This is a genomic window from Leisingera aquimarina DSM 24565, from assembly GCF_000473165.1.
GTDB lineage: Bacteria > Pseudomonadota > Alphaproteobacteria > Rhodobacterales > Rhodobacteraceae > Leisingera > Leisingera aquimarina.
Genome location: NZ_KI421504.1, coordinates 3,949,948 through 3,974,684, shown reverse-complemented (window position 1 = coordinate 3,974,684; position 24,737 = coordinate 3,949,948). Strand labels below are relative to the sequence as shown.

Below are 24,737 nucleotides of genomic sequence, written 5' to 3'. Positions count from 1 at the left end.
CCTCGCATTCGGAGCCAACAATGCCAAAAACGTGATGCAGCAGTATGCCCAGTTCAGACCACGGAAATTGCGACGGCATGATCCTTGAACGCGAACTCAGCGCGTTGTCCCTGGCAGGAAGTACCCTGCTGGACGCCGTGGTGCTGCGTGCATCCAACGGGCGGATTGCCCGCCTGTTCTTCAAATCCGGAACCTCGCGGGAGGGGCTTGGCCTTGTGTCTCCGGCGGGCAAGACAGTTCTGCACAACTATGGCGGCGCACCGGTTCTGGAGGCTGAGATTTCGGACGGTCCCAGCGCGGTCACAGTCTCCGCTGAGGGGGCGCTTTACAATGTTCCGCTCCACCCGGAGGAGACGGAACTGTTTGCCGGACTCAATGTATTGGCCGCTGTCCGCAATGGTGAAACAGCCCGAACAGCGGCCGAATGGCTGCGGTTCCATGCGGCGCAGCATGGTCTGCAGGGGGCTGTCATCCTCGATCGGGCGAAACCGCAAGACAGCCGCTGTTTTATAGAGGAATTGCAAACGCTTGCTGGCTCCATTAAGGGGCTTGAACGGGTCGTGGTCGTGCATTCCAAACTGCCCTTGGGCAAGGATGGCCTGCCGGAGGAGGCGCATCCTTTCAACGTGCCGGGCGCCCCTGGCAAGGACCGGATGGAGATCCCGCCTGCCGATCCTTGGCGGGCGCCGTTGGGTGAGTTTCTGATCTATGAGATCCTGCGTGCCCGCTTTCTGGCGCGGGCCCGCGCGGTTGCCAATATCGATCTGTTTGATCTGCTGGCCCCGAACGATGGTACAAACGATGGCCCAGGTGAGGGGCTGAATGTGTTTGACCGGGCCGTTGCCGCGCCGACGGGCTGTTTGCGCTTGGGCGGGGTGCAGGCCTATCCATGGCGGGTGCGCAAGGGCGACCAGGCGTCTTTTGCGGACCACATCTGCACGCAGTTTGATGCCACCGGGCTGCGGCCGCGCTGGTGTCTGGCACCGGTTACGACCCGCGGGAACTGCATTTGGCGGTTGATCCGGGTGGTTGGAGCGGAGGCTGATCCGGCGGAGGATCTGCGGTTCTACCGCTGCATGGCCCTGCGGCATCCGACCGACACGGTGTCCAAGATCGTGCCGAAGACCAGCCTGGTGGAAACACCGGAGCTGCTGGCACTTGCCACGGGCTATTTTAACGCCAAGCCCGTGCGTATCCCTCCGGAGGATGCGATCAAGCGGCGCCGTGGCAAGCCCAAGACCACTATCGTCACCACGATGAAAAACGAAGGGCCGTTCATTCTGGAATGGCTGGCCTATCATCGGGCTATCGGGGTGGATGACTTTCTGGTCTACACAAATGACTGCACTGATGGCACCGACACAATGCTGCAGATGCTGCAGGGCAAAGGTATCGTGCAGCACCGCGAAAACCCGTTCCGCAACACTGATCTGAAGCCGCAGCACGCGGCACTGCAGGCGGCGGAGGAGGAGCAGGTGATCCGGGACGCCGACTGGCTGGTCTGCATGGATGTGGATGAGTTCATCAACATCAAATGCGGCGAGGGGCGGTTGCCCGATCTGTTTCAGGCCGTGGGCGGCGCCAACATGATCGCAATGACCTGGCGGCTGTTCGGCAACAATGACGTGCGCGATTTCACCGGCGATTTGATCCTGCGCGAATTCACCCGCTGCGCTTTTGAAGTCACTCGCAAGCCGCATCAGGCCTGGGGCTTCAAGACCCTGTTCCGCAACACAGGTATCTTCAAAAAGCTGGGGGTTCACCGCCCCAAGGGGCTGAAGCCGCAGCTGTGGGAGGATATCCGCTGGGTCAACGGCTCCGGCCAGGACATGCCGCGGGAGATGTTCCGCAACGGCTGGCGCTCCTCGATGAGCACCTATGGCTATGACCTGGTGCAGCTCAATCATTACGCCGTGCGCAGCGCCGAAAGCTTTCTGGTCAAGCGTGACCGCGGCCGGGTGAACCATGTGGACCGCGATCAAGGGCTGTCCTACTGGTTCCGGATGAACAACAACGCTGAGGAGGAACGCTCAATCCAGCGCATGATCCCGGCTCTGGAGGCAGAGATGGCGCGGCTGCTGGCAGATCCTGATATCGCAGCTGCGCATGAATACGCCAGCCGCAAGCACCGCGAGAAAATCGAAGAACTAAAAACCCGGGATGACATGTTGGCGCTGTTCCAGGAGCTGACGGGCGATAAACTGTGCAAACTATCGCGGATGCACGCGCATTTCGGCGCCAATGTGTTCCTTAGCGGCCCCGGCGTGATCCCGGACGGAATCGCCGAACACGAGCCCGGCAGCGATTTTTGGTTCACAGTGGAGCGCGGCGAGACCAACCATTGAACCCCGCCGCCCTGTACGTTGACAGGGCGTGAGGGTGCAGGTTAAAATCCGTTAACAAAAAAGCGCTGTTAAACAGCTGCATTAATTGGTTCTTTGAGGGGCAGTCATCATGGCACTTCCGGCCATTGCGTCACTTTGGGTGGGCCCAGAACTCAGCTGGCTGGAGCAGCTTTGCCTTCAATCTTTTGTGGATCATGGCCACGAAGTGGTGCTGTTCACTTACGACGAGGTCAAAGGCGTGCCCGACGGGGTGCAGGTGGCGGACGCCAATGAGATCCTGCCCGCTGACCGCATCATCCGCCACGCCCGCACCGGCAGCCCGGCGTATCATGCCGATGTCTTCCGTCTGCATTTGCTGCGCAAGACCAACTACATCTGGGCCGATACCGATGCCTATTGCTGCCAGCCCTGGGATATCAAGGGCAAGCATTTCCATGGCTGGATCTCTGACGACAAGCCGATGGTCAATAACGGGGTGCTGCGGCTGCCCAAGACCTCCAAAACCCTGGCGGCGATGTTGCGCTTCACCAGCGATGAATACCCTGTTCCGCCCTGGTACAGCGCTGAAAAACAGGCCGAACTGCAAGCGTTGAAAGACAGCGGGCAGGGGGTGCATGTTTCGCTTTTGCCCTGGGGGGTCTGGGGGCCGGACGCGCTCACCTGGTTCCTGCAGGAAACCGGCGAAGTCAAGAATTCCCGGCCAGGCCATGTGATTTATCCTGTACCGTTCAAGCGGGCCGGTGTGGTGCTGAACCCAAACCGCCCGAACCAGGCACGCGGCCATATCCGCGACGATACGCTGTCGATCCATTTCTGGGGCCGCCGCTTCCGCAACATCGCGGCCAAATACGGCGGCGTGCCCGCTGAAGGCTGCTATGTCCATGACTTGCTGGCCCAGCATGGGATTGATGCGGAAAAAACCCGCCACCTGCTGCAACCGGCCCCTGAACCGGAAGAGATACCCGTGGAAAAAATCGACCCGGCAGCGCTGGATTACTCGATGTTCAGCGATCAGGACGTCGCCAACATCCTGCTGCAGCGTTCCGAACTGGCAAGCTCAGGACAAACCATCAAGGATTGGATGGCAGGTGACGAAGAACAGCTGCTGGCTGAAGCCCGGTCGCAGCGGCAGCACATTCTGCATGAATCGATCCGGATCGCGGAACGGGAGTGCGATTTTTTCCTGAAGGCCACCGATCCCATAGCGCCCGAACGGGCCGCGGACATCGGCTGCGGGTATGCCTTTGCCAGCCTGCTGCTGCACCGCCGCTATGGCTGCAGCATCGCGCTGATCGACATCGAAGAAGGCAACAGCCGCCATTTCGGCTTTGAGGGGGAGGGCGCAGGCTATACCAGCCTTGAGACCGCCCGCGCGTTTCTGGAAAAGAACGGCGTGCCTGCTGGAAAAATCACCACCATCAACCCCAAGACCGAGGACACCGCCGCGCTCGGTGCCTTTGATCTGGTGATCAGCCTGGCGTCTTGCGGGTTCCACTATCCCGTCGGCACGTATCAGGATTTGTTCAGCAGGCAGATCAGCCCGGGCGGCGGTATCGTCCTGGATATTCGCAAGGGGTCCGGTGGTATCGGCGCCATGAAAAGCTTTGGCACCGTCAAGGTGCTGGCCAAGCACGGCAAATATTCCACAGTCCTGACCCGTGCCGGAAAGGAGCCGTGACCGGTAACCGGATCCTTAATCCTTTTCGGATAATACAACGCAAAAGAGGGCTGCGGTATTGCGGTGTTTTCCGCGGGCAGATGATGACCGGCACGGGGCAGCCCGGTGCCGGTGTTTCCCTGAAGGGCAGTTGACGACGCATGATGAGTGAAGGATTTGATTTCAAAAGCGTGCTGCCGGCACTGGATGCCGACGACGTTCGCACAGGTGCCGATATCAACGGCCAGGCGCCAGAGCTTTGCATTCTTCTGTATCAGCGCTACGGCTGCAGTATCGATTTTGTCTCCTGCGACCGCAAGGGGCAGGCCAAGCCCCCCGATCCGGCGCAGCTGCAATCCTGGCAGGCCCGGCTGGAACAGGGCGGCGTGGACCGGGACGCGATCCGGGTTGTAAGCCGGCCGCGTGATCTGGGCAGCTATGACGTGATCCTGGCGCTGAACAGCTTTGGTGCACGGCACAAGATCCAGAACGCTAAGCCCATGCTGGACCGGGCGCTGCATCCGCTCAGCCGGCTGGTGATTGAAATCCGCAAAGGGTCTGGCAGCTACCCGTTCCTCAAGGCCTATGGCAGCTGTAACACTCTGGTGCCGCCGGAGGCAGGCAAGAACGGCCTGGCAATTCTCTCTGCCGAGCCGCAGGAGGTGCTGCCGCCTTCGGGGGAGTGGTCCAAGGTGGCCCGCCAACTGGCCGGCAAGGAAGGGTTCTTTGACGAATTGGAAGAGCACTCCTTCCTGTTCATGCCGCGCGGCGGCACGCTGGTTGTGACCTTTGACAACCTCGACATTGCCATGACCAAACGCGATGACCGGCGGCCCTGGGGCTTCAGCTTCATCGAGGCGCAGGGCTGGTCGATGCTGGGGGTGATGGCCAATGGCTGGACCTGGTTCCGCCACCAGGAGGTGTCCGCCAAATTCGAGGCGCTGCGCGACAGCGGTTTCTTTGAACAGTTTTCCCGGGTGGTGTTCTACGGCGCCTCGATGGGCGGCTATGCAGCGGCGGCCTTTGCGGCGGCGGCGCCCGGATCGACAGTGTTTGCAATCAGCCCGCAATCCACCCTCGACAAGACGCTGGTGCCTTGGGAAATGCGCTACAAGAAAGTCTGGGACAGGGACTTCTCCGGGCCGTTCGGGGATGCCTCCCTGGCCAGCCAGGCGGCAGGCGACGTGCATATCATGTTCGACCCTTACGTGGTGCCGGACGCGGCCCATGCGGCGCGGTTTTCCGGGGCAAATGTCACCTTCTGGCGCTGCCCGCTGCTGGGCCACCGGCTGGGGTCCTCGCTGCAGCAGATGGGCGTCCTGCAGGAGATTGCCCGCGGTGCCATTTCCGGCGAATTGACACCGCACCGGTTTCACCGCCTGCTGCGCAAACGCCACGAATTCCCCCGGTTTCAGCGGGAGCTGGCCAATCTGGCCCTGGACCGTGGCCATCCGCGCCTTGCCAAACAAGCCTGCGCTTATATTTTGCGCCAAAGAGATGACCGGTTTTTCCGCCGGATGAAGGCACGGTTATGACCTGTGCAATCCGCCAGACCGCGTGCCGGGACCGGATGCGGAACAGGGAAAGGGCAAAGGCCGGACGGGACGATGAACCAGGCAAAAGCTGACATGCGGGACATTACACTCGCTTTCCACATCGGGGCGCCAAACACCGATAACGGCCAACTGATCTGGTCGCTGCGCAAGGATGCGCAGCGGCTGCTGCAACACGGTGTGATGATCCGCCGTCCAGGCACTTATATGGCGGCTGTCAATCAAATGCTGCGCAAGCAGAACCAGGAGTTTGTCACCGATCAGGAACGCGCGGCGCTGCTGGCCGGCATCGTCAAGGACCAGAGGGTTTCGCGGATCATCTTGACCAACTCCGGGTTTCTCGGGGTGCCGGGCTGGATGCTCAGCGGCGGGCGGCTCTGCCGCAATGCGGGCAGCAATACCGCGGCGCTGAGAGGTGTTTTTCCGGGCAATCCGTGCGAGTTTTTCCTGGGCTTGCGCAATCCGGCCACGCTGATCGGGCCGGTGTTCAAATCCCAGTCCAACCGGACCTGGGAGCAGTTCACTGCAGGCACGGATTTCGTGCATCTGCGCTGGTCGGATGTAGTTGCGGATATTCAGGACAGCAATCCCGGCTGCCGCATTACAGTCTGGTGCAACGAAGAAACGCCGGTGATCTGGCCCAATATCCTGGGGCAGGTGACGGGGCTGGGCGACGGCTTTCGTTTTGACGGCGAATTGGACATTACCCGCGGCATCATCTCGGAGGCGGGATATGAGCGGCTGGAAGCCTATCTGGCAAACCGCCCCGGCCTGTCGGAAGACCAGCGAGAGCGGGTGCGCGCGCTGTTCCTCAGCTACTTCCACTCGGAGGAGGCGATCGAAGAGGAAATCGATCTGCCGGGCTGGTCGCAGGCGCTGGTGGACGACATGAGCGAGACATACATGGCCGATGCCGAGCTGATCCGGCATATGCCGGGGGTCACCTTCCTGTCCTGAGCTCTGTGCGGCCGTATAGCGGCTTCATCAGGATTGCGGTCAGATACATCGGGATCTGGTAGCAGCCGAGGAAGATCAGCAGCGGATCGGTGGTGGCCGCGGGCAGGGCGATCAGGAACAGCGCGAAGTTCCGGTTGCCGGCGACCACGGATACGGGCACCGCGCCGCTGCCCGCGCGGCGGCGCAATACGGCGAACACCAGCACCTGCAGGCCAAGGTTGGCAGCCAGAGCAAATCCCAGCCAATGCAGGACCAGTACGGGGTCCGTCCGCAGCGCAGGCCCCAGCGCGGCCATCAGCCCCACCACAATCACCGCCAGCGCAATCACGGTCAGCCCGTCTATGGCCCTGGCCTGTTCCTCGCGCATTACCGGCAGCGTCAGGCGGCGCAGCAGGAAGGCTGCCGCCACAGTGAGGCCAATCGCTCCGATCAGCCGACCGGCGGCGCGCAGCACCTCGGCCAGGTCACCCAAGCCGGGCGCCAGCAGGAACACCGGGACTACTGTCAGCGGCATCAGCGCGGTCCCGGTTATCAGCAGGCGGAAGGCAGGTTCCGGCGCGTGACCCATAAGTGCGGTGATATTGGGGCTGCCGGTCACCGAGGGCGCGCTCAGCATCAGGATCAGCGCAACGGCGGCGGGACTCTGTGCCACTCCGAACAGCGCGGCGATCCCCAGAGCCAGCAGCGGCAAGGCGACTTGCAGAAGGGCAATGGCCTTTAGCGTGCCGATCCCCTCGGCCAGCCCGCCTGCAGCCTTGCGGAGGCCGATCCGGTAGGCGTTCAGAAACAAAAGCCCGGCCACCATTTCGGGCAGCCAGGGCTGAAGGGCTGAAGCGAGGCCGGGCAGCAGCAGCCCGGCCACAAGCCCCAGGACCAAGGCGGCCCGCCCGTGCCGGGCGGCAAAGGCGAGCGCGCTGAACATGAGGCTAGACTGGGCCCGGCCTGAGGTTGTTGGGCAGATAGGTCGCCAGTTCGGGGAAGGCGATCAGCACAAACACCATCAGAACCATGATCAGGAACATCGGGATGGCCGCACGGGCGATATAGCTCATCTCGTGGTGGGTCATGCCCTGCATCACAAACAGGTTGAAACCGATCGGTGGGGTGATCTGCGCCATTTCCACCACCACCACGATGAAGATGCCGAACCAGATCAGGTCAATGCCCGCCTGGCGGATCATCGGCTCCACCACCGCCATGGTCAGCACCACCGAGGAGATGCCATCCAGGAAACAGCCCAGCACGATGTAGAACACCAGCAACACCATCAGCAGCTCGATACGCGACAGCTCCCAGCCCGCAATCAGGTCCGCCAGCCCGCGGGGCAGGCCGGTAAAGCCCATCGACAGAGACAGGAACGCAGCCCCCGCCAGGATCAGCGCAATCATCGCGCTGGTGCGGGTGGCGCCCATCAGACTCTCGGTGAAAGTCTTCCAGTTCAGCGAGCCTTGGCCAAGCGCCAGCAGCAGTGAACCGATGACCCCGAATGCCGCCGCCTCGGTCGCAGTGGCAAAGCCCAGGTACATTGAGCCGATCACCACCACGATCAGCGCAATCACCGGCGCCAGGAAGCGGGAGTTGCGGATCTTCTCAGCGAAGGTCAGCTTGGTTTCGGGATTCGGCTGCCAGTCTTTGCCGAATTTGGAATAGATCGCCACATAGCCCATGAACATCGCCGCCAGCACCAGACCGGGCAGGATGCCGGCAAAGAACAGCTTGGTGATCGATTCATTGATGGTGACACCATAGACGATCAGCGTCAGCGACGGCGGGATCATAAGGCCCAGCGTGGCCGCACCAGTAAGCGTGCCGATAATCATCTTCTCCGGGTAGTTGCGCTTGCGCAGTTCCGGGATCGACATCTTGCCCACCGTGGTCAGCGTCGCGGCAGAAGAGCCAGAGACCGCGGCGAACACCGTGCAGCCGACGATATTGGTATGCACCAGACCGCCGGGCAGGGGCGCCATCCAGGGGGAGAGCCCCTTGAACATGTCCTCGGATAATCGGGTGCGATAGAGGATTTCACCCATCCAGATGAACATCGGCAGCGCCGTCAGCGTCCAGCTGGAGGAAGCCGACCAGATCGTGGTCAGCATCACGTCGCCGACGGGGCGGGTGGTGAACAGCTCCATGCCGACCCAGGCCACGCCCATCAGCGCCAGACCCACCCAGACGCCGCTGCCCAGAAGGGTGAACAGCACGAAGAGAAACAAAATGATGACTGAGATATTTTCCATGGGGCTTACTCCGCGTGGCTCTGGTCTTCCAGATCCCGGGTGATGCGGTGGTCGCCGCGGAAAATCACATGGATCAGGTGGTCGGTGAGGGCGATGGCCAGGACGACGGCACCAAACAGCATGGCGCTTTGCGGTATCCACAGCGGCGTGCGGTCCTGGCCCTGGCTTACGTCGTTGAACTTCCAGCTCCAGTAGACAAAGCGGTAGGCGTAATAACAGAAGTACCACATCACCGCAGTGCCGATGCCGAAACACCAGATTTCCAGTACCCTGCGGAAGCGGTCAGGCACAGCGTTCAACAGGATCGACACCCGGATATGGCTGCCCCGGTTCAGCGCATTTGCAAAGGCCAGGAACGAGGCCGCCGCCATCGCATAGCCCGCAAAATCCGGCGCGCCGGGGAAGACCTCTCCGGTCCAGCGGGCCAGCATCTGGACCACGATCAACCCCAGAATGGCAATCAGGCAGAGGGCGGCCAGCACCCCCGCCGCAAGGTACAGCCCGTCCAGGGCGCGTCTCAGCATCAGCATGGTTTTTGTCCTGTGAATAGCAGGCTTGGCATCGGCCTCATAGCCTTGGGTTGTCCGGTAGGGCTGCATGGCGGCGTTGATTTCCTGTTGCAGCTGATCCTGCACGTCCGGATCCTGCGCTTGCACGATCAGTGGCACCCGGACGCCAAAGCTCAGGAAAAAGTCAAAGAAATCCCGGCCGTTTGCCAGCAGAACTGTGTTCAGCCTCCGGAACTCGATGGCTTCAAAGCCCGCGTTAAACATCAAGCCCTGCGCGGCCTCCGGGTCCGAAAGCGCATAGGCATCCGGGGCCGGATCTGCGCGGCTCATGTCAGCGGTCTTGGCGATGATGGAAAACAGAATCCGGTAGAGGTCCGATTCACGGGGCGCAGCCCATTGGCTGAATGAAAACCTCCCGCCAGGTACAAGTACTCTGCAGGCTTCGGACATGGCTCGGGCTGTATCGGTGACATGAAAAAGGCCCATGTTGTTGCTGACGGCTTCAAAGCTTGCGTCTTCAAAGGGCAGAGCCTCAGCGTCACCTTCATAAAACCCCGTACCCGGAAAACGGGCCTTTGCCTGTGCAATCATTGCGGGCGCAAAGTCTATGCCGCATGCCCGGCAGCCAAGCGCCGAGGTTGCCGCAGCAACATTGCCGGTGCCGCAGGCAACATCCAGCAGCCGCATTCCGGGCCGCAGGCGCAAGGCGTCCAGCATCGCCGGAGCGATTTGCAAAGTGGCCAGGGCGGTGTGGCTCTCATATAAACCAGCCCGCGCATTCCAACCTTTACGTTCTGCGTCTTTGAAGGAAGAAAAATCCATTGTGCTTTGCAGGGGCGGCGCCGTTTCCGGCACCGCCATTGCTCCACTTACTGCGCGGCCTGGAATGCGTCGACGATGGCCTTGCCTTCGTCGCCCGCCGCTTCCAGCCATTCACTGGTCATGGTGACGCCGATGTCCTTCAGCTCGGCGGTCAACTGCTCGGATGCCGGGCCGACGGTCATGCCGCCGTCACGCAGGCCCTGCAGGGTGAAACCGGTGTATTCCTTGGCGCGCCAGTTGCCCGCGTATTCCGCCAGTTTGGCGCAGCCCTGGATCACGTTCTGACTGGCCTCGGAGGTGCCGTTCCAGATTTCGGTGTTCACAAACACATAGTTGCGCGGCAGCCAGGCGTCCACTTCGTAGAAATAGTTCAGGCTTTCCCAGACCTTGCGGTCATAGCCGGTGGAGCCGGAAGACACCATCGAGTCCGCAACGCCGGTGGCAAAGGCCTGGCTGATTTCAGCCGCCTCAATCGTCACCGGCAGCATGCCGGTCAGCTCGGCCAGCCGTGAAGTGGCGTTGTTGTATGAGCGGAACTTGATGCCCTTCATCTCGGCGACCGAATTTACTTCGTTCTTGAAATACAGCCCCTGCGGCGGCCACGGCACGGCATAAAGCAGCGTCAGGTTCTGCTCGGCCAGCAGTTTCTCGAGCGCCGGCTTGGCGGCCTTCCACAGCTTGTCGCTGTCATCGAACGAGGTCGCCAGGAACGGGATCGAGTCAAAGCCGAACAGCGCATTTTCGTTCTGATGGCCGGACAGCAGCCGCTCGCCAATGGGGGCCTGGCCTGTCTGCACCGCGCGCTTGATGTCGGCACCCTTGAACAGCGAACCCGACGGGTGGGTCTTGATCTCAACTTCGCCGCCGGTGCCGGTGGTCACGCATTCAGCAAACTCGGCGCCTGTGGCCGAGTGGAAGTTGGAGGCCGAATAGGCCATCGGCATGTCCCAGGTTTCCGCCGCAGCGGGCAGGGCGGCAGCCGCCGTCAACGCGGTGGCGGCCAGCAGTCTGGTCAGTTTCTTCATGGTCTTCTCCCTGTTTCAGTTTCGGCCCCTTATGGGGCACTGGTTGGTTTCAAATCGCATAGCGCGCCGGGTCATAGGCGCTTATGTCCATATTCGGGGTGCGGCCCGAAATCATCTGCGCCAACAGGCGGCCTGTTTTTGGCCCGCCGGTAAGGCCAATATGATGATGGCCAAAGCCCACAAAGGCGCCTCTCAGGCCCGGCACCTCGCCAATCACCGGGATCGAATCTGCAGGCGCCGGGCGGTAGCCCAGCCATTCCTCTTCGTGTTTCCAGGTGACACCGGGCAGGATGCGCCGCGCGTTCCTGCGCAACAGTTCAAGCGGGGCTTTTGACGGTCCGGCCTCCAGCCCGCCGAATTCCACAATGCCCGCAATCCGGATCCGTCCCTTCATCGGGGTCACCACGCATTTGGCCGCTGCCACCATGACAGGCGCCTTTGGCATCGCCGAAGGCTCCCACAATTCAAGATGATAGCCGCGTTCTGCTTCCAGTGGTACGGAAATTCCCAATCTCTCTGCCAGCGGTTTGGACCAGACACCGGTGGCAACAACAACGGCATCGCAAGCAATGGTCTCACCGCCCGCCCGCACGCCGGTCACTTGCCCGTTTTCGCGGGCCACATCAGTAACAAAAGCCTGGATCAACTGGCCGCCATTGGCCACCACATGTGCCGCCAGATCCTTCACATACTGGCCGGGATCCGAGATGATGCCGTGATCCTTCAGCCGCGCGGCAAAGCCAAGCTCCGGCGCATAGATATCATCATAGGCCCGGACATCCGCACCCTCCAACTCATCCCAGTTAAAGCCGTGTTTCCTCCGTAAACCCCAGCCAAAGGCGTCCTCTCCGAAATGCGCCCGGTCATTGTAGAGGAACAGGTAATCGGACGGCTTCAGGTGCCGTTCCGCCCCAGTCCCAGCCGCCAGCGCCTGATGGTCCGCCAGCGAATCCCCGACGATGGGCGCCAGCGCAGCGGCAATGCGGGCGGTATCTTCGGCATTGGAATGGCTCATGTATTTCATCAGCCAGGGCGCCAGCCTGGGCAGGTATCCCCAGCGCATGAACAAGGGCTGGTTCGGGTCCAGCAGCATCTTCGGCGCCTTCTTCCACAGCCCCGGGCCGGTGACCGGCACGATCGAGCAGGAGGCCAGAATGCCGCCGTTGCCGTGGCTGGTGCCTTCACCCGGTCCCTTGCCGTCGATCAGCACCACATCATGGCCGTCGCGTTGCAGCTCGATCGCAGCCGAGACGCCGACAATGCCGGCACCGATGATGGCAACGGTTTTCTTCTCCGCCGTCATGCCGCGGCCTTCTTGGACACCGCATAGCGGTCCAGCTTACCCACGTCAGGTTTGATGCCCAGCCCTGGCCCATCCGGCACCACCACCTGGCCGTCCCTGACCTGAAAGGGGGTTTCCAGAATGTCTTCCTTCAGGAAATAGATCGCCTGATAGAACTCGCAGCCCAGCCTGATTTCCGGCGTGGCCGCAATCATGTGGGTGCCCGCCAGATGTGCCAGACCCGCCTCGAACATGTCGCCGCCATAGGCCGACAGCCCGTTGGCCGCGGCAATCCGTGCCACGGTCTGCCCGCGTGTAAGACCGCCCGATTTCATGATCTTGACCGAGACGCCGTCGCAGATCCCCTCGCGGGCTGCGCGCACCATGTCCTCGGGGCCGAATACGCTTTCATCCGCCAAAAGCGGCACATCAATCATCCCGCGCAATTTGGCCATCATGCCAAAATGGTGGAACCGGACCGGCTGCTCGATGAAATCCGGCTTGAACTGCGCGACATCCCGCACCTGGCGCGGCGCATCTTCAATGCTCAGGCCCTGATTATAGTCCACCCGCACCCGGAATTCCGGGAAATCCTTGGCGATCCGCTCCAGCCGCATGATGTCGAACGCGTGATCCTTGAACCCGGTCTTCAGCTTGATCAGTCCCACCTTGTCAGCACGCAGCCGGTGCAGCAGGTCGATGTCCTTGGCAAAATCCGGATCGGCAATCGAACAGCTGAGCGGGATGGTATCGCGGCACTTGCCGCCCAGCAGCGCCCAGACCGGCGCCCCGGTAATCCGCCCGGTCAGGTCCAGCAGGGCGCTTTCCAGCGCTGCCTTGGCCTCGGTGCAATGGGCGACGGCTTTGCCCGCGTCTTCCATGATGGCCGCGCGGTCCGCCACCCGGCGGCCCTCCACCAGCGGGCGGATGTAGCGGTCAAGTGCTGCCAGGCTCGCTTCCGGCGTGCCGGTGAACACCGACCAAGTCGACGCCTCGCCGAACCCTTCGGCGCCGCTTTCGCTGCGCAGCCGGACAATCACAACCTCGCAGGAGCCCTCGACAGAGCCGATCCCGTGGTCGCGGCGCGACATCACCGGCAGCGCGAGATGCCACAGATCCATCCCGGCAATCTTTTGTTCCAGCACTTTGCTCTTCCTCCCAAAAGCTGGGCAAAGCTTGCCTTGACTTGATCATCATTACCAATACAAAGAACTCGATATACTATCATAAAAAATGATGTGCTGCCGATGTCCCTCCGCTTCCGCCAGTTGCAGGCATTCCACGCGATTGTCGAAACCGGCACCGTCACCGGCGCGGCCGAGCAGCTGGGCATCTCGCAGCCCGGTATTTCCAACCTGCTGTACCAGCTCGAACGCCAGACCCGCCTCAAACTGTTCGAGCGCAGCAAAGGCCGTCTGATCCCGACACCCGAAGCAGGCGTCCTGTTTCAGGAGGTCGATACCGTGGTGCGTGGTTTTGACCATGTGGCACAGGCGGTAACCGACCTGCAGAATAAACAGGCAGGGCAGCTGCAGGTCGCTTCGCAGCACTCCTTGTCCTTCGGTTTCATGCCCGCGCTGATCGCCCGCTTCTCCCGCACAAGGCCGGACCTGTCGATCTCCTTTCAAGCGCAGTATTCGCTGAAGATCCAGGAATGGGTGATCGCGGGCCTTTTCGAAATCGGTGTTTGCGAAATGCCCCTGATCCACGATGGGCTGGAGGCGCATCCTATCAACGTCGAAACCCTGCTGGCGATGCCCGCGGACAGCCCGCTGGCGGAACATGACGTGCTGACGCCGGAACTTTTGGAAGGCGTGCCGTTCATCGTCATGGGCCCGGATCACATGACCCATCGCCGCACCCGCGAGGTGTTTCAGCAGGCCGGTATCCCGTTGAAAACCCGTGTGCATTCGCATTTGTTCAAGAACCTCCTCAGCTTTGTGCAGGAAGGCATGGGGGTCTCGATCCTGGACCCCTTTGTGCTGAATTTCGAGAGCGGCGGCGGCTTTATCTCCCGCCCGTTCCGGCCGCGGATCATGATGGACATGGCGGTCATCACCTCCAAGTCGCGCCCCCTGTCAGCAGTGGGGCAGGAGTTCCTGGCGCTATTGAAACAGGAGCTGGCGCCCTATTCGGAAAACGGTCTTTGATCCGCCCTCAAAACTGTATGCAGCTCCGAATTCAATATTGCCAAGGGACGGGTGCCGCCGTACCTTGCACCGCGGATTGAACAAATGGCGGGAACATGGCCAAACGCGAAAGCAATGTGGACAGGGTATACGAGGCATTGCGCCGGATGGCGGCGGATTTTGCCTTCAAGCCCGATCAGCGGATCAACGAAAGCGCCTTGTCCGAAGTGCTGGGTGCCAGCCGCACGCCGCTGCGCGAGGCGCTGAACCGGCTGGTGGCCGAAGGGTTTCTGACCTTCCAGAACAACCGCGGCTTCTTCTGCCGCCCGCTGACGCCCAGCTATATCATGGACCTGTATGAGGCCCGCGTGGCGGTGGAATGCGAGGCGGTGCGCTTTGCCTGCACCCGCGCCCCGGATGACGACATCGCGGCGCTGGCGGACTACCTCAACCGGATGGAGCCGGAGTACCAAAGCGCCACCGATCCGGAGGCGCTTCTGGCGATGGATGAAAGCTTTCACGCCCGGCTGGCGCAGCTTTCGGGCAACAGCGAGCTGCAGCGAATCCTCAACAATCTCAATGGCCGGATCCGCTATATCCGCCTCATTGACCTCAAACGCATGCGCGACCGGGCAGGGGGCAAGGCGCCGGGCGATACCTCGGCCCACCGTCAGATTGTCGAGGGCATCGCTGCCCGCGACACGGAGGCTGCCGTATCGGCCATGCGCAGCCATATCGAAAAACGCCGGGAAGAGGCGACGGAAGCTGTCCGCATCGCATTCTCCCAGCTCTACGTGCCGGACGAATAGGGGATCCTCATGGAACGAGGCGGAAAAACAGTCTTTGGCGCCGCGGTTGGCATCCTGATGCTGGAAACGCGCTTTCCCCGTATCCATGGCGACATGGGCAACGCGATGACCTGGGATTTCCCGTTGCATTACAAGGTGGTGCGCGGTGCCAATCCGGAAAACGTGGTGCGGGGTAATCCCAAGGAACTGGTGGAGCTGTTTGTCGAAGCGGGCCGCGATCTGGTCGCCATGGGGGCCGACGGCATCACCACCAACTGCGGCTTCCTGGCGCTGATCCAGGACGAAGTGAAACAGGCGCTGGGGGTGCCGGTGGCGACCTCCTCTCTGATGCAAGTACCGATGGTGCAAACCCTGATGCCCGCAGGCAAACGCTGCGGCATCCTGACAATCTCCAAGGCCACGCTGACGCCTGCGCATCTGCAGGCCGCAGGCGTGCCGCCGGATACGCCCATTGCCGGCACCGACGGTCTCCGCTGTTTTACCCGCGATATCCTGGGCGATGCGCCGGAAATCGACTTTGCGGCTTGCCGCCTGGACATGATCGATGCCGCCCGCGCGATGGTGGCGGATATCCCGGACCTTGGCGCCATCGTGCTGGAATGCACCAATATGGTGCCCTATGCCCGTGATGTGCGCAAAGCCACCGGGCTGCCGGTGTTTTCGATCCATTCCTTTGTCAGCTGGTTCCAGGCGGGCCTCTTGCCCAAGGGGTTCCCTCTGGAGCTGGATGATCCGCGTTGGTGAGGCCTTATAGAGGCGCAGTGATAATTTCTTAATGAAATCATGAGTTTAAGGTTAGAACCTCTGCCCATTTCAGGTCAGTACCAGCAGCCAGAACCACACGGTCAAAATGCTCGCCCCGGTGGCAATCAGCACCGAAGACGCCGCCACCCGTTTGGCCCGGCCGTACATATTGGCAAAGATGTATCCGTTGAATCCGGTCGCCATCGCGGCGTTCAAAACACCCGAGCGGAACAGATCCTGCGGCAAATCCAGCGCCGAACCCAGCACCCATACGATTGCCGGATGGATCATCAGCGAGGTGAAGCAGACAAACAGGATCGCCCGCAAATCGCCCTCAGGCCGGTACTTCACCAGCACGCCGCCTAGGGCGAACAAGGCGCAGGGCAGGGCCGCCCGGATGATCAGCGACAAGGCCTCATCCACCACCATTGGAATGGCCAGACCGGACAGATTCACCGTAAACCCCAGCGCAATCCCCAGGATCAGCACATTGCGGAACATCGCATTCAGCACCGCCGAGACGGTCTTGATCCCGCCCGCACCGCGATTGCGCACGATTTCCATCACGGTGATGCCGACGCCGTAACAGAACGGCGAATGGAAGGCGATGATCGCGTAGTTGCCGGTCAGGTTTTCCGGCCCAAAGGCGCGCTCGGTGATTGGCAGGCCCAACAGCACCGAATTGGAGAACAGGCAGCAGAAACCGATGGCTATACAGTCCTCCCACTCCCGCTTGAACAGCGCCCGCGCGCCGAATACGCCAATCAGGAAACAGGTAAAGGCGCCGGTGTAGAAGCTCCCCAGCAGCCGCGGGTCAAAGCTGGCGGACAGGTCCAGTTCCGCCATTGCCTTGAACAGCAGGCAGGGAATGGCAAAGCCTTGTGCAAACTTCATAACGCCTTCGATGTGCGCTTCGCTCAGCACTCCCCGTGCGGTGGCGGCATAACCGGCACCAACAACTAGGAAAACCGGCAGGATGACGTCAATCAGGCTTTGAAACATCAGCCTGCCCCTTGAAGGCAAGGGATGCTGCCGTTCAGGGGACAGCGCCTGGCTTCTGAACGCAGATGCCTCCGGCGGGAGTATTTGTGCAAAGATGAAGTCTGCGGTCTGCCCAACGAGCCTGGGCGCACGGCGGCAGACCTGGCCATTGCGCTATAGCTCAACCCGGATCACCATGCCGTCATAGGCTGGCGTGATATGGTCCGGGGTTTCGGCCTCAACCTTGGCGTAATCCATGTCGATATGCATGTTGGTGATAATGCCGCGTTTGGGCGTCATCTTTTCAAACCATTCCAGCGCTTCGGTGTAGCTGAAATGGGTCGGGTGCGGGGTGCGCCGAAGCCCGTCCAGGATCCAGACATCCAGCCCCTCCAGCTCCGGCAGGGCGGCGTCCGGAATTCTGGACACATCCGGCAAATAGGCCAGTCCGCCAATGCGAAACCCCAGCGCATCGATTGAGCCATGGCTGACCTCGAAAGGGCGGAACGAGATCCCGCCGCCAGGGCCTTCAATGGTGAACGGCCCGCCGATGGTCTTCAGGTCCAGGATCGGCGGATAGGGGGAGCCGTCCGGCTGCGCAAAAGCATAGCCGAACCGGTTCAAGAGGTCGTTCTGGGTGGCCCCGTCCGCATAAACCGGGATCCGCTGGCGCATGTTGAAATACACCATGCGCAGGTCGTCTATACCGTGCAGGTGGTCGGCGTGGGAGTGAGTATAGACCACTGCGTCCAGGCGGCTGACCTCAGCATCCAGCAGCTGGCTGCGCATGTCCGGGGTGGTGTCGATCAGCACGGATGTCGTGCCGCCCGTTTCAACACGCTCCACCAGCATCGAACACCGCTGGCGCCGATTCTTGGGGTTCTTCGGGTCGCAGTCACCCCAATGGCCGCCAATCCGCGGCACCCCGCCCGAGGATCCCGAACCTAGGATCGTGAACCGCATCTCAGCCATCAGGCGGCGGCCTCATACTGGGCAGCCTTCCAGAACAGCCGGTCGAAATTCGCCTGGGTTTGCGCCGCAAAATCCGCGTAGTCCATGCCGAACACCTCCGCGCCGACCTTGGCAGTAAAGGCGGTGTAAGCAGGCTCGTTGCGTTTGCCGCGGTAGGGCGGCGGCGCCAGATAGGGGGCATCGGTCTCGACCAGAATGCGTTCCACCGGGGCGGCGGCAAAGATATCACGCAGCTCCTGGCTTTTGGGAAAGGCGGCGATGCCGGACATCGATAGGTAGAACCCCATGTCCAGTGCTGCACGCGCCAGCTCTGCCGAGGAGGAGAAGCAGTGCATAACGCAAGAGTATGCGCCGTTCGTCATCTCCTCGCGCAGGATGCGGGCCATGTCGTCATCCGCCGCGCGGGCGTGGATGATCAGCGGCAGCCCGGTTTCACGGGCCGCAGTGATATGGATGCGCAAGGACTCTTGCTGCACGTCCTTGCTGTCGGCAGTATAGTGATAGTCCAGCCCGGTTTCGCCGATGCCGACAAATTTCGGATGTTTCGCCGATGCCACCAGCTCATCAACCGAGACCATCGGCTCATCCGCCGCACTCATCGGGTGGGTGCCCGCGGCATAAAAAACCGGCGCGTGCGCTTCGGCAATAGCGCGCACGGTGGCTTCGTTTTTCATCTTGGTGCAGATCGTCACCATCCGGGTCACGCCGGCCTCAGCCGCGCTGGCAATCACCTCATCCAGCCGCCCCTCGAAATCGGGGAAGTCCAGGTGGCAATGGCTGTCCGTAATCTGGGGAGTCGTCTCGGTCATCTATCCTCTGCCGCCGTAAGTGCCGCGGGGCCTTGCCGGCCTCAGCGCGACGCGGTTTCCTGCATCTTGAAAACCGTATCTAGGACAAGCGCGGCAGGGTCAAGGTTCACCGCCTGCCCGTGGCGGGCGCGGGCAGTTACTTCTGCTGCGAGGTCAGCCCAGGCGCGCGCCTTGCGCGGGTCAGGCGACAGCCGCGACAGCATCGCCGCCTCCTGCGGTGCCGCTTCCGGCTCTGGTGGCGCGCCGGTTGCGCCTGTGCGTGCGAGCCGGGCCAGCGCCATCTCGGTCAGCGACAACAGCAGTTCAAAACGCGCGGAGGCCCCGCGCTGGGCCGCGGCCTCGGCCAGGACGATGGCGCGCTGGCGGTCCAGCCGCGGCATGGAATTGAGGATCTGTACTAATTCAGCATAGATCTTCAGCCCGCCCAGATTGATCAGCCGCAGCGCAGCACCCACGGAACCGCCGGCCAAAGCGGCGAGATTCTCCATGTTCTGAGGCAGTTCAACGCCGGATTGCGCCAGCGCAGCCTCCATATCCGGAGCTGACAGAGGCCCCAGCCGCAAGGTGCGGCAGCGCGACCGGATCGTCGGCAACAGACGCGAAGGCTGGTGCGAAATCAGCAGAATCGTGGTGCGGGCCGGCGGTTCTTCCAGCATTTTCAGCAGCGCGTTGGCCGCACTCACGTTCATGTCGTCGGCAGCATCCACAATCACCACCCGGCGCCCGCCATCCGTGGCCGACAGGCCAAAGAAACGGTTCAGTTTTCGGATGTCATCCACCACGATCTGGCTGCGCAGCTTGCCCTTGTCGTCGTAAGAGCGTGTGATCGGCGCCAGCCCCGGCTCCGCCAGCGCCTGAATGCGGTGCGAGACCGGGTATTCGGGATCAATGTCCAAGGTCCGGGGCGGGGGCGGGGCGCCGAACAGGCCTTTCTCTGCCGGGGGTGTGGCCAGCAGAAAACGGGCTATCCGCCAGGCCAGCGTTGCCTTGCCGACGCCCTGCGGGCCGGTCAGCAGCCAGCCGTGGTGCAGCCGGTCGGAGGTGTAGGCGGTCAGGAAATCCTGTTCCGCCGCGTCCTGGCCGATCAGCCGCTGGGTTTCGCGCGGATGCGGGGCGCCTTCCGCCTGATCGGCGCGCGGCAGATCGTCGTCAGCGCTCATGCCCCGGTACCTTTCAGGGCGTTATCCGCCAGCCGGCACACATCCGCGGCAACTGCATCCACCGCTCGGGCGCCATCGACAACCCGGAAACGGTCCGCAAACTCCTGCGCCAGCGCCAGGAAACCCGCCCGCATCTTTTCCTGCAGTTCGATGCCGAAATCCTCGAACCGCTCTTCCTTGCCCTGCCGCCCCTTGGCGCGAGCAAGCCCGGTGGCCGGGTCCATGTCGATAAGCAGGGTCAGGTCCGGCTCGCGCCCGATCATCAGTTTGTGCATCTGGTCAACGGCGGGGCGCAGGTCGCCGCGCGACACCCCCTGATACATTCGCGTGCTGTCAGCAAAACGGTCGCAGATCACCACTTTGCCCGCCGCGAGGGCAGGCTCGATGGTGCGCTCCAGATGGTCGCGCCGCGCTGCCATGAATAACAGCAGTTCGGTCTCTGCCGACCAGCGGTCGGGGTCGCCTTCCAGCACCAGCCGGCGGATCTCTTCCGCGCCGGGAGAACCGCCCGGCTCGCGTGTCAGCACCACATCACGGCCTGCGTCCTGCAGGGATTCCGCCAGCAGGCGGCACTGTGTTGATTTCCCGGACCCGTCGATGCCTTCAAAAGTGATGAACAGGCCGCTCCCTGCGCCAGCCGTCACAGCGCCCCCTCGGGACCGGTCAGAAACTGCTTGATCAGCACCAGCGCGGCGGTCTTCACACGGACTACAAAACCGCCGGCGGGCACGTCAGCTTCGGCCACCAGCGGCAGCCGGACCTCCGGCAATTCCTCGGGCTGCAAAACCAGTTCTGCCAGGCGCTGGCCCTTCGCGACCGGCGCCTCGATCGGGCCGTTATAGACAACTTCGCCTTGAATGGTTTTGGCTGACAGCGACGGCAGCAGAATCTCCAGATCCTTGGCTGGCACCAACCCTACCGATTGCTCGGCCCCGCGCCAAACTTCGGCTTCGGCGATGGCGACGCCCTCCTGGGCAACGGTTTTCTTGGTAAATTGGCGAAACGACCAGTTAACGAGGGCTTCCGCCTCCTCAGCCCGTGCGCGTTCGCTGTTCAGCCCGGAGACCACAAAGATCACCCTCCGGTCGCCCTGCAGCGCAGAGCCGACCAGGCCATAGCCTGCTTCTTCGGTATGGCCCGTCTTCAGCCCGTCCGCGCCAATGCCCAGTTTCAACAGCGGGTTGCGGTTGCGGGTGTTGGAGGGCGCGCGGCCGTCGAACTCGAAATGGGTTTCGGCAAACAGCGGGTAGTACTCGGGGAAGTCCTCGATCAGCCGCTCCGCCAGGATTGCCAGGTCATGCACCGACATCCGGTGGCCGGCGGCAGGCCAGCCGTTGGAATTGGCAAAGGTCGAGGCGGTCATGCCCAGATCCTGGCCGCGCTTGGTCATGTAACGGGCAAAACCGGCCTCGGTTCCGTCCGGGCTCAGCGCCTCGGCGATCACCACGCAGGCGTCATTGCCGGACAGCACGATGATGCCGCGCAAGAGGTCCTCAACCCGCACCCGGTCCTGGGTGTCCAGGAACATGGTGGAGCCTTTGTAGCTCATCGCGTGCTCGCTGACCGGCAGCGTCTCGTCCAGCGTCAGCCGCCCGTCGCGCAAAGCTTCAAACGCCACATAAAGCGTCATCAGCTTGGACATGGAGGCAGGCGGCAGCGGCACGTCGGCGTTCTTGGACAGAAGCACCGTGTCGGTGCCTGCGTCCAGCACATAGGCGGCCTTCGCCTTGGTATCGAAGGCGAAGGCCGGCAGCGCCGGCAGGCTGACCGCCAGGCCCGCGGCCAAAGCCAGCTGCAGCGAAGAGATCAGAGTGCGCCCCAGGCGCGTGGCGCCGGGATTAATTGGTGACAGCATAGGCATCCGCAAATCCGGTTTCCTTTACGCTTTTCAACAGCTGGCTGCGTTCAGACTTGTTCTGCGCCGGGCCAACCAGCACCCGCCAGAACGCTTTGCCGCTGGAGGCTTGCTCGCGCACCACCGGCACCATGCCGGCGCTGCGCATCATGTTGGCCGTCCGCTTGGCATTGGCTTCAACACTGAAGATTCCGATCTGGATGTAGGGTTTGCCCAGGGCGGATTTCTGCGCTTTGGCTGCCGGGGCGGCAGCAGGCTCTGCCTGTGCAGGCGCTGTTTGCGCCGGGGCAGGCGGGGCAGCCGGGGCAGAGGCCTCAATCGCAGCAGCGGCGCCGGCAATCGGATCCAGCGGCGTTTCCGAGATTTCCTGCCCGGCCGCTGAGGCCAGCACTTCGGCAGCATCTGCCCCGGCTTCTGCCGCGGGCAGCTCAGCTGTCTGATCCTCAGCCGGGCTTTCATTGCTGACTTCTTCGCGCCGCAGGGCGGTGACGTTCAACTCAGCCGGGGCGCCTGCCAGCATTCCCAGCGCGGCGGCAGCGTCAGAGGATACCTGCAGCCGCGGACCCGGAATTTCCCGCTCGCGCCGGAACAGGGCGCCGATCACAAACTGGCCATTGGCATTGTTGCGGATGATCACCCGCTCCGGGTCCTTGGTGTCAGGATGCGCCACCCAGACCCCGCCGATCGACGGACGCCCGTCCCACAGCCCCGCTTCGGTCACTTGGAACACGTCCGGGGCTTCCACGTCGCGCTCGACCAGCTTGGTGCTGCTGGAGGCCTGAACTGCCCCTTCGGCTTTGGCTTTGGGCTGCAAAAAGGCCAGTTTCGGCCCGTCTTCACAGCCTGCCATCAACAGCAGGCCCAAGACCGCCGCGGCAATCCGCGGGGCCGTCTTTGCTGTCGACATGGTGTCTTTCATGCTCTCATCCTTGCCTGTGCCCGCGGCGCTTTTGCGCCCCCGCCGGAATGCCCGGTCTTCTTGATTTGGCGGCATGATAGCCTGCGCATACGCCCATGAAAACCCTGACGGGCCGCGGCACAAAGGAAACCTGCAAGGGTGGCATGAATCCGCGCGGCGGGCGGAGGCCCGGGCTTTTCCCTTGCACTGCAGATTTCCCCTTGCCTCACCCGGTTTTGCGTCCTAAACCGCTGATCGGACCGGGGAGGTGGCAGAGTGGTCGAATGCGGCGGTCTTGAAAACCGTTGAACGTGAGAGCGTTCCCAGGGTTCGAATCCCTGTCTCCCCGCCACAAAATCAATAACTTAGCTGCCAGCTGACAAGACCGCCTCGAGGCGGTGGTTTTGGGGTTTCCCGAAAAGTTTCCCACGTTCACGATCTGTTTTTTGTTCCGTTCTCTGAGGTCCTGGGCTTCTTTGGCCAGGCGTTTCTGGCTGGCGCCCTTCGAGTATTTCTGGACCATCGAAAGGCTTTTGTGCCCCGTAGTGGCCGCGATCTGCTGATTTGTGCATCCGGCTTCCGCGAGTTCGCCAGCCGCGCTGTAGCGAAGCCCGGGCAGCGAGTATTCGGTCAGACCTGCCGCTTTTCGCACGGTCATCACTTTCTTTTGCAACTGGTCATAGTTCAGTGCCCGGCCGAATTCGTCAGCAAAGATATAGCGCAAGCTGGTTCGCTTAGTGTCGGCCAGTGTTGCAGCCAGACGGGCGGTGATCGAAGATCGTAAAGGCCATGAAACCAACGTGTTCAAGTTGAAACCGGCCGTCCTGCCTGCCCAAGGCATGGAAATTCTGGTGACCAAGGCGAAAGGCTGACCCATGGGCGTGATTGAAGAACTCAAAGAAGAAAACCGAGCGTTGCGCCAGCTGCTGGACCAGTTCCAGTGCGCTGAGCGCGCGATACCATTCCAACCATCACCGGCGGTTCTGGCAACGCAGCTAGAGAGGTAATCCCCCATTTTTGCGGGGGCTTGGTCGTAGAATTTACGCGGCCATCTTCAGTTTCTGTGCAGGTGTCATCCCGCCGTTGCCCATGTTGGGGCGTTCGTTGTTGGAGGGCCACAGCCACCCGGTGGCAATCTGCTGCACCTCCTCGATGCTTTCGAAGATGTAGGGGCCAAGCCATTCGTGCCGGACCGTCCGGTTGCAGCGCTCGACATAGGCGTTCTGCTGAGGCTTTCCGGGCTGGATGTAGGCCAGGGTGATGCCCCTGTTCTCAGCCCACTCCATGAGCGTTCCGCTGACATGCTCCGGGCCGTTATCGACTCGAATTGTCCTGGGTGCGCCGCGCCATTCGATGATCTGGTTCAGCGCGCGTACAACCCGCTCAGCCGGTAGCGAGAAGTCCACCTCTATGCCCAGCACGTCTCGCTGATGCCGAACGCCCGGCACGCCAGCGCGATGCTGCCCCCCTTCATCGCCACCGCTTTCACGGCCAACTCTCGGCGCTGAGCCGACCGTATCATTTTTTTCCAAGAGCCTCCTTCAGCAAGTCGTTCTGCATGCTGACGTCGGCGGACATGCGCTTCAGCCGGCGGTTCTCCTCGGCCATTGCCTTCATCTCGCTGATAAGGCTGGCAACCATGCCACCATACTTGGCGCGCCATTTATAGACGGTGGCGCTGTTCATGCCGTGCTCCCGGCACAGCCCGGACACCGGCACCCCATGCTCCATCTGCCGCAGGATGCCATGATCTGGGCCTCAGTGAAACGTGTCTTCTTCATCGGAAACTCCTCAGTCATCCTGCCGAGAAAATTCCACTTCCGCATCCCCTAAGATCGGGGGATTACCGGGTAAGTCTATCCAGCTCCACTCCCTTTGGATCGCTTGCAACGTAGACATTGAAAGCTTCCACGAGATCACGGAGCGCCGTTGCTACCGCACTATCCAGCTTTTCTGGATGCATTTCATTTTGATCTGCGACGGCGTCGTGGCC

The 24,737-nt window shown here is 62.0% G+C and carries 20 protein-coding genes, 1 tRNA gene and 3 pseudogenes; 8 read left to right on the top strand and 16 right to left on the bottom strand.

Annotation, left to right across the window (positions count from 1 at the left end; all coding sequences use genetic code 11):
• The first annotated feature begins 77 nt into the window (after positions 1-77).
• The 4 genes from AQUI_RS0124000 (at position 78) to AQUI_RS0123985 (ending at position 6,512) form a co-directional block, all read left to right on the top strand.
• A complete protein-coding gene (locus AQUI_RS0124000) occupies positions 78-2,345 on the top strand; it encodes a glycosyltransferase family 2 protein (protein WP_027259797.1) in 2,268 nt (755 codons plus the stop codon).
• 109 nt (positions 2,346-2,454) lie between these two features.
• Complete coding sequence (locus AQUI_RS0123995) at positions 2,455-4,023, top strand: class I SAM-dependent methyltransferase (RefSeq protein ID WP_027259796.1); 1,569 nt, start codon at positions 2,455-2,457, stop codon at positions 4,021-4,023.
• 143 nt (positions 4,024-4,166) lie between these two features.
• A complete protein-coding gene (locus AQUI_RS0123990; protein ID WP_245596965.1) occupies positions 4,167-5,537 on the top strand; it encodes a hypothetical protein in 1,371 nt (456 codons plus the stop codon).
• A gap of 72 nt (positions 5,538-5,609) precedes the next feature.
• Complete coding sequence (locus tag AQUI_RS0123985) at positions 5,610-6,512, top strand: hypothetical protein (protein ID WP_027259794.1); 903 nt, start codon at positions 5,610-5,612, stop codon at positions 6,510-6,512.
• On the opposite strand, the gene AQUI_RS0123980 is transcribed toward AQUI_RS0123985, so the two are convergent.
• The 7 genes and pseudogenes from AQUI_RS0123980 to AQUI_RS0123955 all read right to left on the bottom strand — a co-directional run bounded on the left by AQUI_RS0123980 (position 6,496) and on the right by AQUI_RS0123955 (position 13,532).
• Complete coding sequence (locus AQUI_RS0123980) at positions 6,496-7,434, bottom strand: hypothetical protein (RefSeq protein WP_027259793.1); 939 nt, start codon at positions 7,432-7,434, stop codon at positions 6,496-6,498. The two genes, AQUI_RS0123985 and AQUI_RS0123980, sit on opposite strands and share 17 nt — an antisense overlap.
• A gap of 4 nt (positions 7,435-7,438) precedes the next feature.
• Positions 7,439-8,749, bottom strand: a complete 1,311-nt coding sequence (locus AQUI_RS0123975) for a TRAP transporter large permease (RefSeq protein ID WP_027259792.1) — start codon at positions 8,747-8,749, stop codon at positions 7,439-7,441.
• A gap of 5 nt (positions 8,750-8,754) precedes the next feature.
• The gene (locus AQUI_RS32105) at positions 8,755-9,279 is read right to left on the bottom strand and encodes a TRAP transporter small permease (RefSeq protein WP_027259791.1); all 525 of its coding nucleotides are present in this window, start codon (positions 9,277-9,279) and stop codon (positions 8,755-8,757) included.
• 210 nt (positions 9,280-9,489) lie between these two features.
• A pseudogene (locus tag AQUI_RS32100) lies at positions 9,490-10,080 on the bottom strand (class I SAM-dependent methyltransferase); the annotation flags it as partial.
• Positions 10,081-10,127: 47 nt separating this feature from the next.
• On the bottom strand, positions 10,128-11,105 hold the full coding sequence (locus AQUI_RS0123965; RefSeq protein ID WP_027259790.1) for a TRAP transporter substrate-binding protein: 978 nt from the start codon (positions 11,103-11,105) through the stop codon (positions 10,128-10,130).
• 49 nt (positions 11,106-11,154) lie between these two features.
• Complete coding sequence (locus AQUI_RS0123960; RefSeq protein WP_027259789.1) at positions 11,155-12,408, bottom strand: NAD(P)/FAD-dependent oxidoreductase; 1,254 nt, start codon at positions 12,406-12,408, stop codon at positions 11,155-11,157.
• Positions 12,405-13,532 (bottom strand): enolase C-terminal domain-like protein, encoded by a 1,128-nt coding sequence (locus tag AQUI_RS0123955; protein ID WP_027259788.1) that lies wholly within the window; start codon positions 13,530-13,532, stop codon positions 12,405-12,407. Before AQUI_RS0123955 ends, AQUI_RS0123960 begins: the two co-directional genes overlap by 4 nt.
• Before the next feature lie 102 nt (positions 13,533-13,634).
• Between AQUI_RS0123955 and AQUI_RS0123950 the strand changes: the two genes are divergently transcribed.
• From AQUI_RS0123950 to AQUI_RS0123940, 3 genes are all read left to right on the top strand, one after another.
• Positions 13,635-14,537 (top strand): LysR family transcriptional regulator, encoded by a 903-nt coding sequence (locus AQUI_RS0123950; RefSeq protein ID WP_027259787.1) that lies wholly within the window; start codon positions 13,635-13,637, stop codon positions 14,535-14,537.
• Positions 14,538-14,632: 95 nt separating this feature from the next.
• Positions 14,633-15,325, top strand: coding sequence for a GntR family transcriptional regulator (locus AQUI_RS0123945; protein WP_027259786.1), 693 nt, complete (start codon positions 14,633-14,635; stop codon positions 15,323-15,325).
• A gap of 9 nt (positions 15,326-15,334) precedes the next feature.
• On the top strand, positions 15,335-16,069 hold the full coding sequence (locus AQUI_RS0123940; protein ID WP_027259785.1) for an aspartate/glutamate racemase family protein: 735 nt from the start codon (positions 15,335-15,337) through the stop codon (positions 16,067-16,069).
• A 69-nt stretch (positions 16,070-16,138) separates the two neighbouring features.
• On the opposite strand, the gene AQUI_RS0123935 is transcribed toward AQUI_RS0123940, so the two are convergent.
• From AQUI_RS0123935 to AQUI_RS0123895, 7 genes are all read right to left on the bottom strand, one after another.
• The gene (locus AQUI_RS0123935) at positions 16,139-17,071 is read right to left on the bottom strand and encodes an AEC family transporter (protein WP_027259784.1); all 933 of its coding nucleotides are present in this window, start codon (positions 17,069-17,071) and stop codon (positions 16,139-16,141) included.
• A gap of 153 nt (positions 17,072-17,224) precedes the next feature.
• A complete protein-coding gene (locus tag AQUI_RS0123930; RefSeq protein ID WP_027259783.1) occupies positions 17,225-18,022 on the bottom strand; it encodes an MBL fold metallo-hydrolase in 798 nt (265 codons plus the stop codon).
• Complete coding sequence (locus tag AQUI_RS28720; RefSeq protein WP_035920181.1) at positions 18,022-18,831, bottom strand: TatD family hydrolase; 810 nt, start codon at positions 18,829-18,831, stop codon at positions 18,022-18,024. The genes AQUI_RS0123930 and AQUI_RS28720 overlap by 1 nt, the downstream gene beginning before the upstream one ends.
• A 41-nt stretch (positions 18,832-18,872) precedes the next feature.
• Positions 18,873-19,991: a DNA polymerase III subunit delta' gene (locus tag AQUI_RS0123910; protein ID WP_027259781.1), complete on the bottom strand. Its 1,119-nt coding sequence runs from the start codon at positions 19,989-19,991 to the stop codon at positions 18,873-18,875.
• Positions 19,988-20,635, bottom strand: a complete 648-nt coding sequence (tmk, locus tag AQUI_RS0123905) for a dTMP kinase (protein WP_027259780.1) — start codon at positions 20,633-20,635, stop codon at positions 19,988-19,990. Before tmk ends, AQUI_RS0123910 begins: the two co-directional genes overlap by 4 nt.
• Positions 20,632-21,852, bottom strand: a complete 1,221-nt coding sequence (locus tag AQUI_RS0123900) for a D-alanyl-D-alanine carboxypeptidase family protein (protein WP_245596994.1) — start codon at positions 21,850-21,852, stop codon at positions 20,632-20,634. Before AQUI_RS0123900 ends, tmk begins: the two co-directional genes overlap by 4 nt.
• Positions 21,830-22,765, bottom strand: a complete 936-nt coding sequence (locus AQUI_RS0123895; RefSeq protein WP_027259778.1) for an SPOR domain-containing protein — start codon at positions 22,763-22,765, stop codon at positions 21,830-21,832. Before AQUI_RS0123895 ends, AQUI_RS0123900 begins: the two co-directional genes overlap by 23 nt.
• 241 nt (positions 22,766-23,006) lie before the next feature.
• Between AQUI_RS0123895 and AQUI_RS0123890 the strand changes: the two genes are divergently transcribed.
• A tRNA-Ser gene (locus tag AQUI_RS0123890) sits at positions 23,007-23,096 on the top strand.
• A gap of 210 nt (positions 23,097-23,306) precedes the next feature.
• Here the strand turns inward: AQUI_RS0123890 and AQUI_RS31005 are convergent.
• Positions 23,307-23,585: pseudogene (locus AQUI_RS31005) on the bottom strand (site-specific integrase); the annotation flags it as partial.
• 199 nt (positions 23,586-23,784) lie between these two features.
• A pseudogene (locus tag AQUI_RS30305) lies at positions 23,785-24,525 on the bottom strand (transposase).
• Between the last annotated feature and the right edge of the window lie 212 nt (positions 24,526-24,737).

Coding starts and splice junctions, on each gene's coding strand:
- AQUI_RS0123990 (WP_245596965.1), top strand. CDS start 4,167: ATGAGTGAAGGATTTGATTTCAAAAGCGTGCTGCCGGCACTGGATGCC.
- AQUI_RS0123995 (WP_027259796.1), top strand. CDS start 2,455: ATGGCACTTCCGGCCATTGCGTCACTTTGGGTGGGCCCAGAACTCAGC.
- AQUI_RS0124000 (WP_027259797.1), top strand. CDS start 78: ATGATCCTTGAACGCGAACTCAGCGCGTTGTCCCTGGCAGGAAGTACC.
- AQUI_RS0123910 (WP_027259781.1), bottom strand. CDS start 19,991: ATGAGCGCTGACGACGATCTGCCGCGCGCCGATCAGGCGGAAGGCGCC.
- AQUI_RS0123965 (WP_027259790.1), bottom strand. CDS start 11,105: ATGAAGAAACTGACCAGACTGCTGGCCGCCACCGCGTTGACGGCGGCT.
- AQUI_RS32105 (WP_027259791.1), bottom strand. CDS start 9,279: ATGCTGATGCTGAGACGCGCCCTGGACGGGCTGTACCTTGCGGCGGGG.
- AQUI_RS0123940 (WP_027259785.1), top strand. CDS start 15,335: ATGGAACGAGGCGGAAAAACAGTCTTTGGCGCCGCGGTTGGCATCCTG.
- AQUI_RS0123945 (WP_027259786.1), top strand. CDS start 14,633: ATGGCCAAACGCGAAAGCAATGTGGACAGGGTATACGAGGCATTGCGC.
- AQUI_RS0123900 (WP_245596994.1), bottom strand. CDS start 21,852: ATGCCTATGCTGTCACCAATTAATCCCGGCGCCACGCGCCTGGGGCGC.
- AQUI_RS28720 (WP_035920181.1), bottom strand. CDS start 18,831: ATGACCGAGACGACTCCCCAGATTACGGACAGCCATTGCCACCTGGAC.
- AQUI_RS0123960 (WP_027259789.1), bottom strand. CDS start 12,408: ATGACGGCGGAGAAGAAAACCGTTGCCATCATCGGTGCCGGCATTGTC.
- AQUI_RS0123985 (WP_027259794.1), top strand. CDS start 5,610: ATGAACCAGGCAAAAGCTGACATGCGGGACATTACACTCGCTTTCCAC.
- AQUI_RS0123980 (WP_027259793.1), bottom strand. CDS start 7,434: ATGTTCAGCGCGCTCGCCTTTGCCGCCCGGCACGGGCGGGCCGCCTTG.
- AQUI_RS0123895 (WP_027259778.1), bottom strand. CDS start 22,765: ATGAAAGACACCATGTCGACAGCAAAGACGGCCCCGCGGATTGCCGCG.
- AQUI_RS0123935 (WP_027259784.1), bottom strand. CDS start 17,071: ATGTTTCAAAGCCTGATTGACGTCATCCTGCCGGTTTTCCTAGTTGTT.
- AQUI_RS0123950 (WP_027259787.1), top strand. CDS start 13,635: ATGTCCCTCCGCTTCCGCCAGTTGCAGGCATTCCACGCGATTGTCGAA.
- AQUI_RS0123930 (WP_027259783.1), bottom strand. CDS start 18,022: ATGGCTGAGATGCGGTTCACGATCCTAGGTTCGGGATCCTCGGGCGGG.
- AQUI_RS0123975 (WP_027259792.1), bottom strand. CDS start 8,749: ATGGAAAATATCTCAGTCATCATTTTGTTTCTCTTCGTGCTGTTCACC.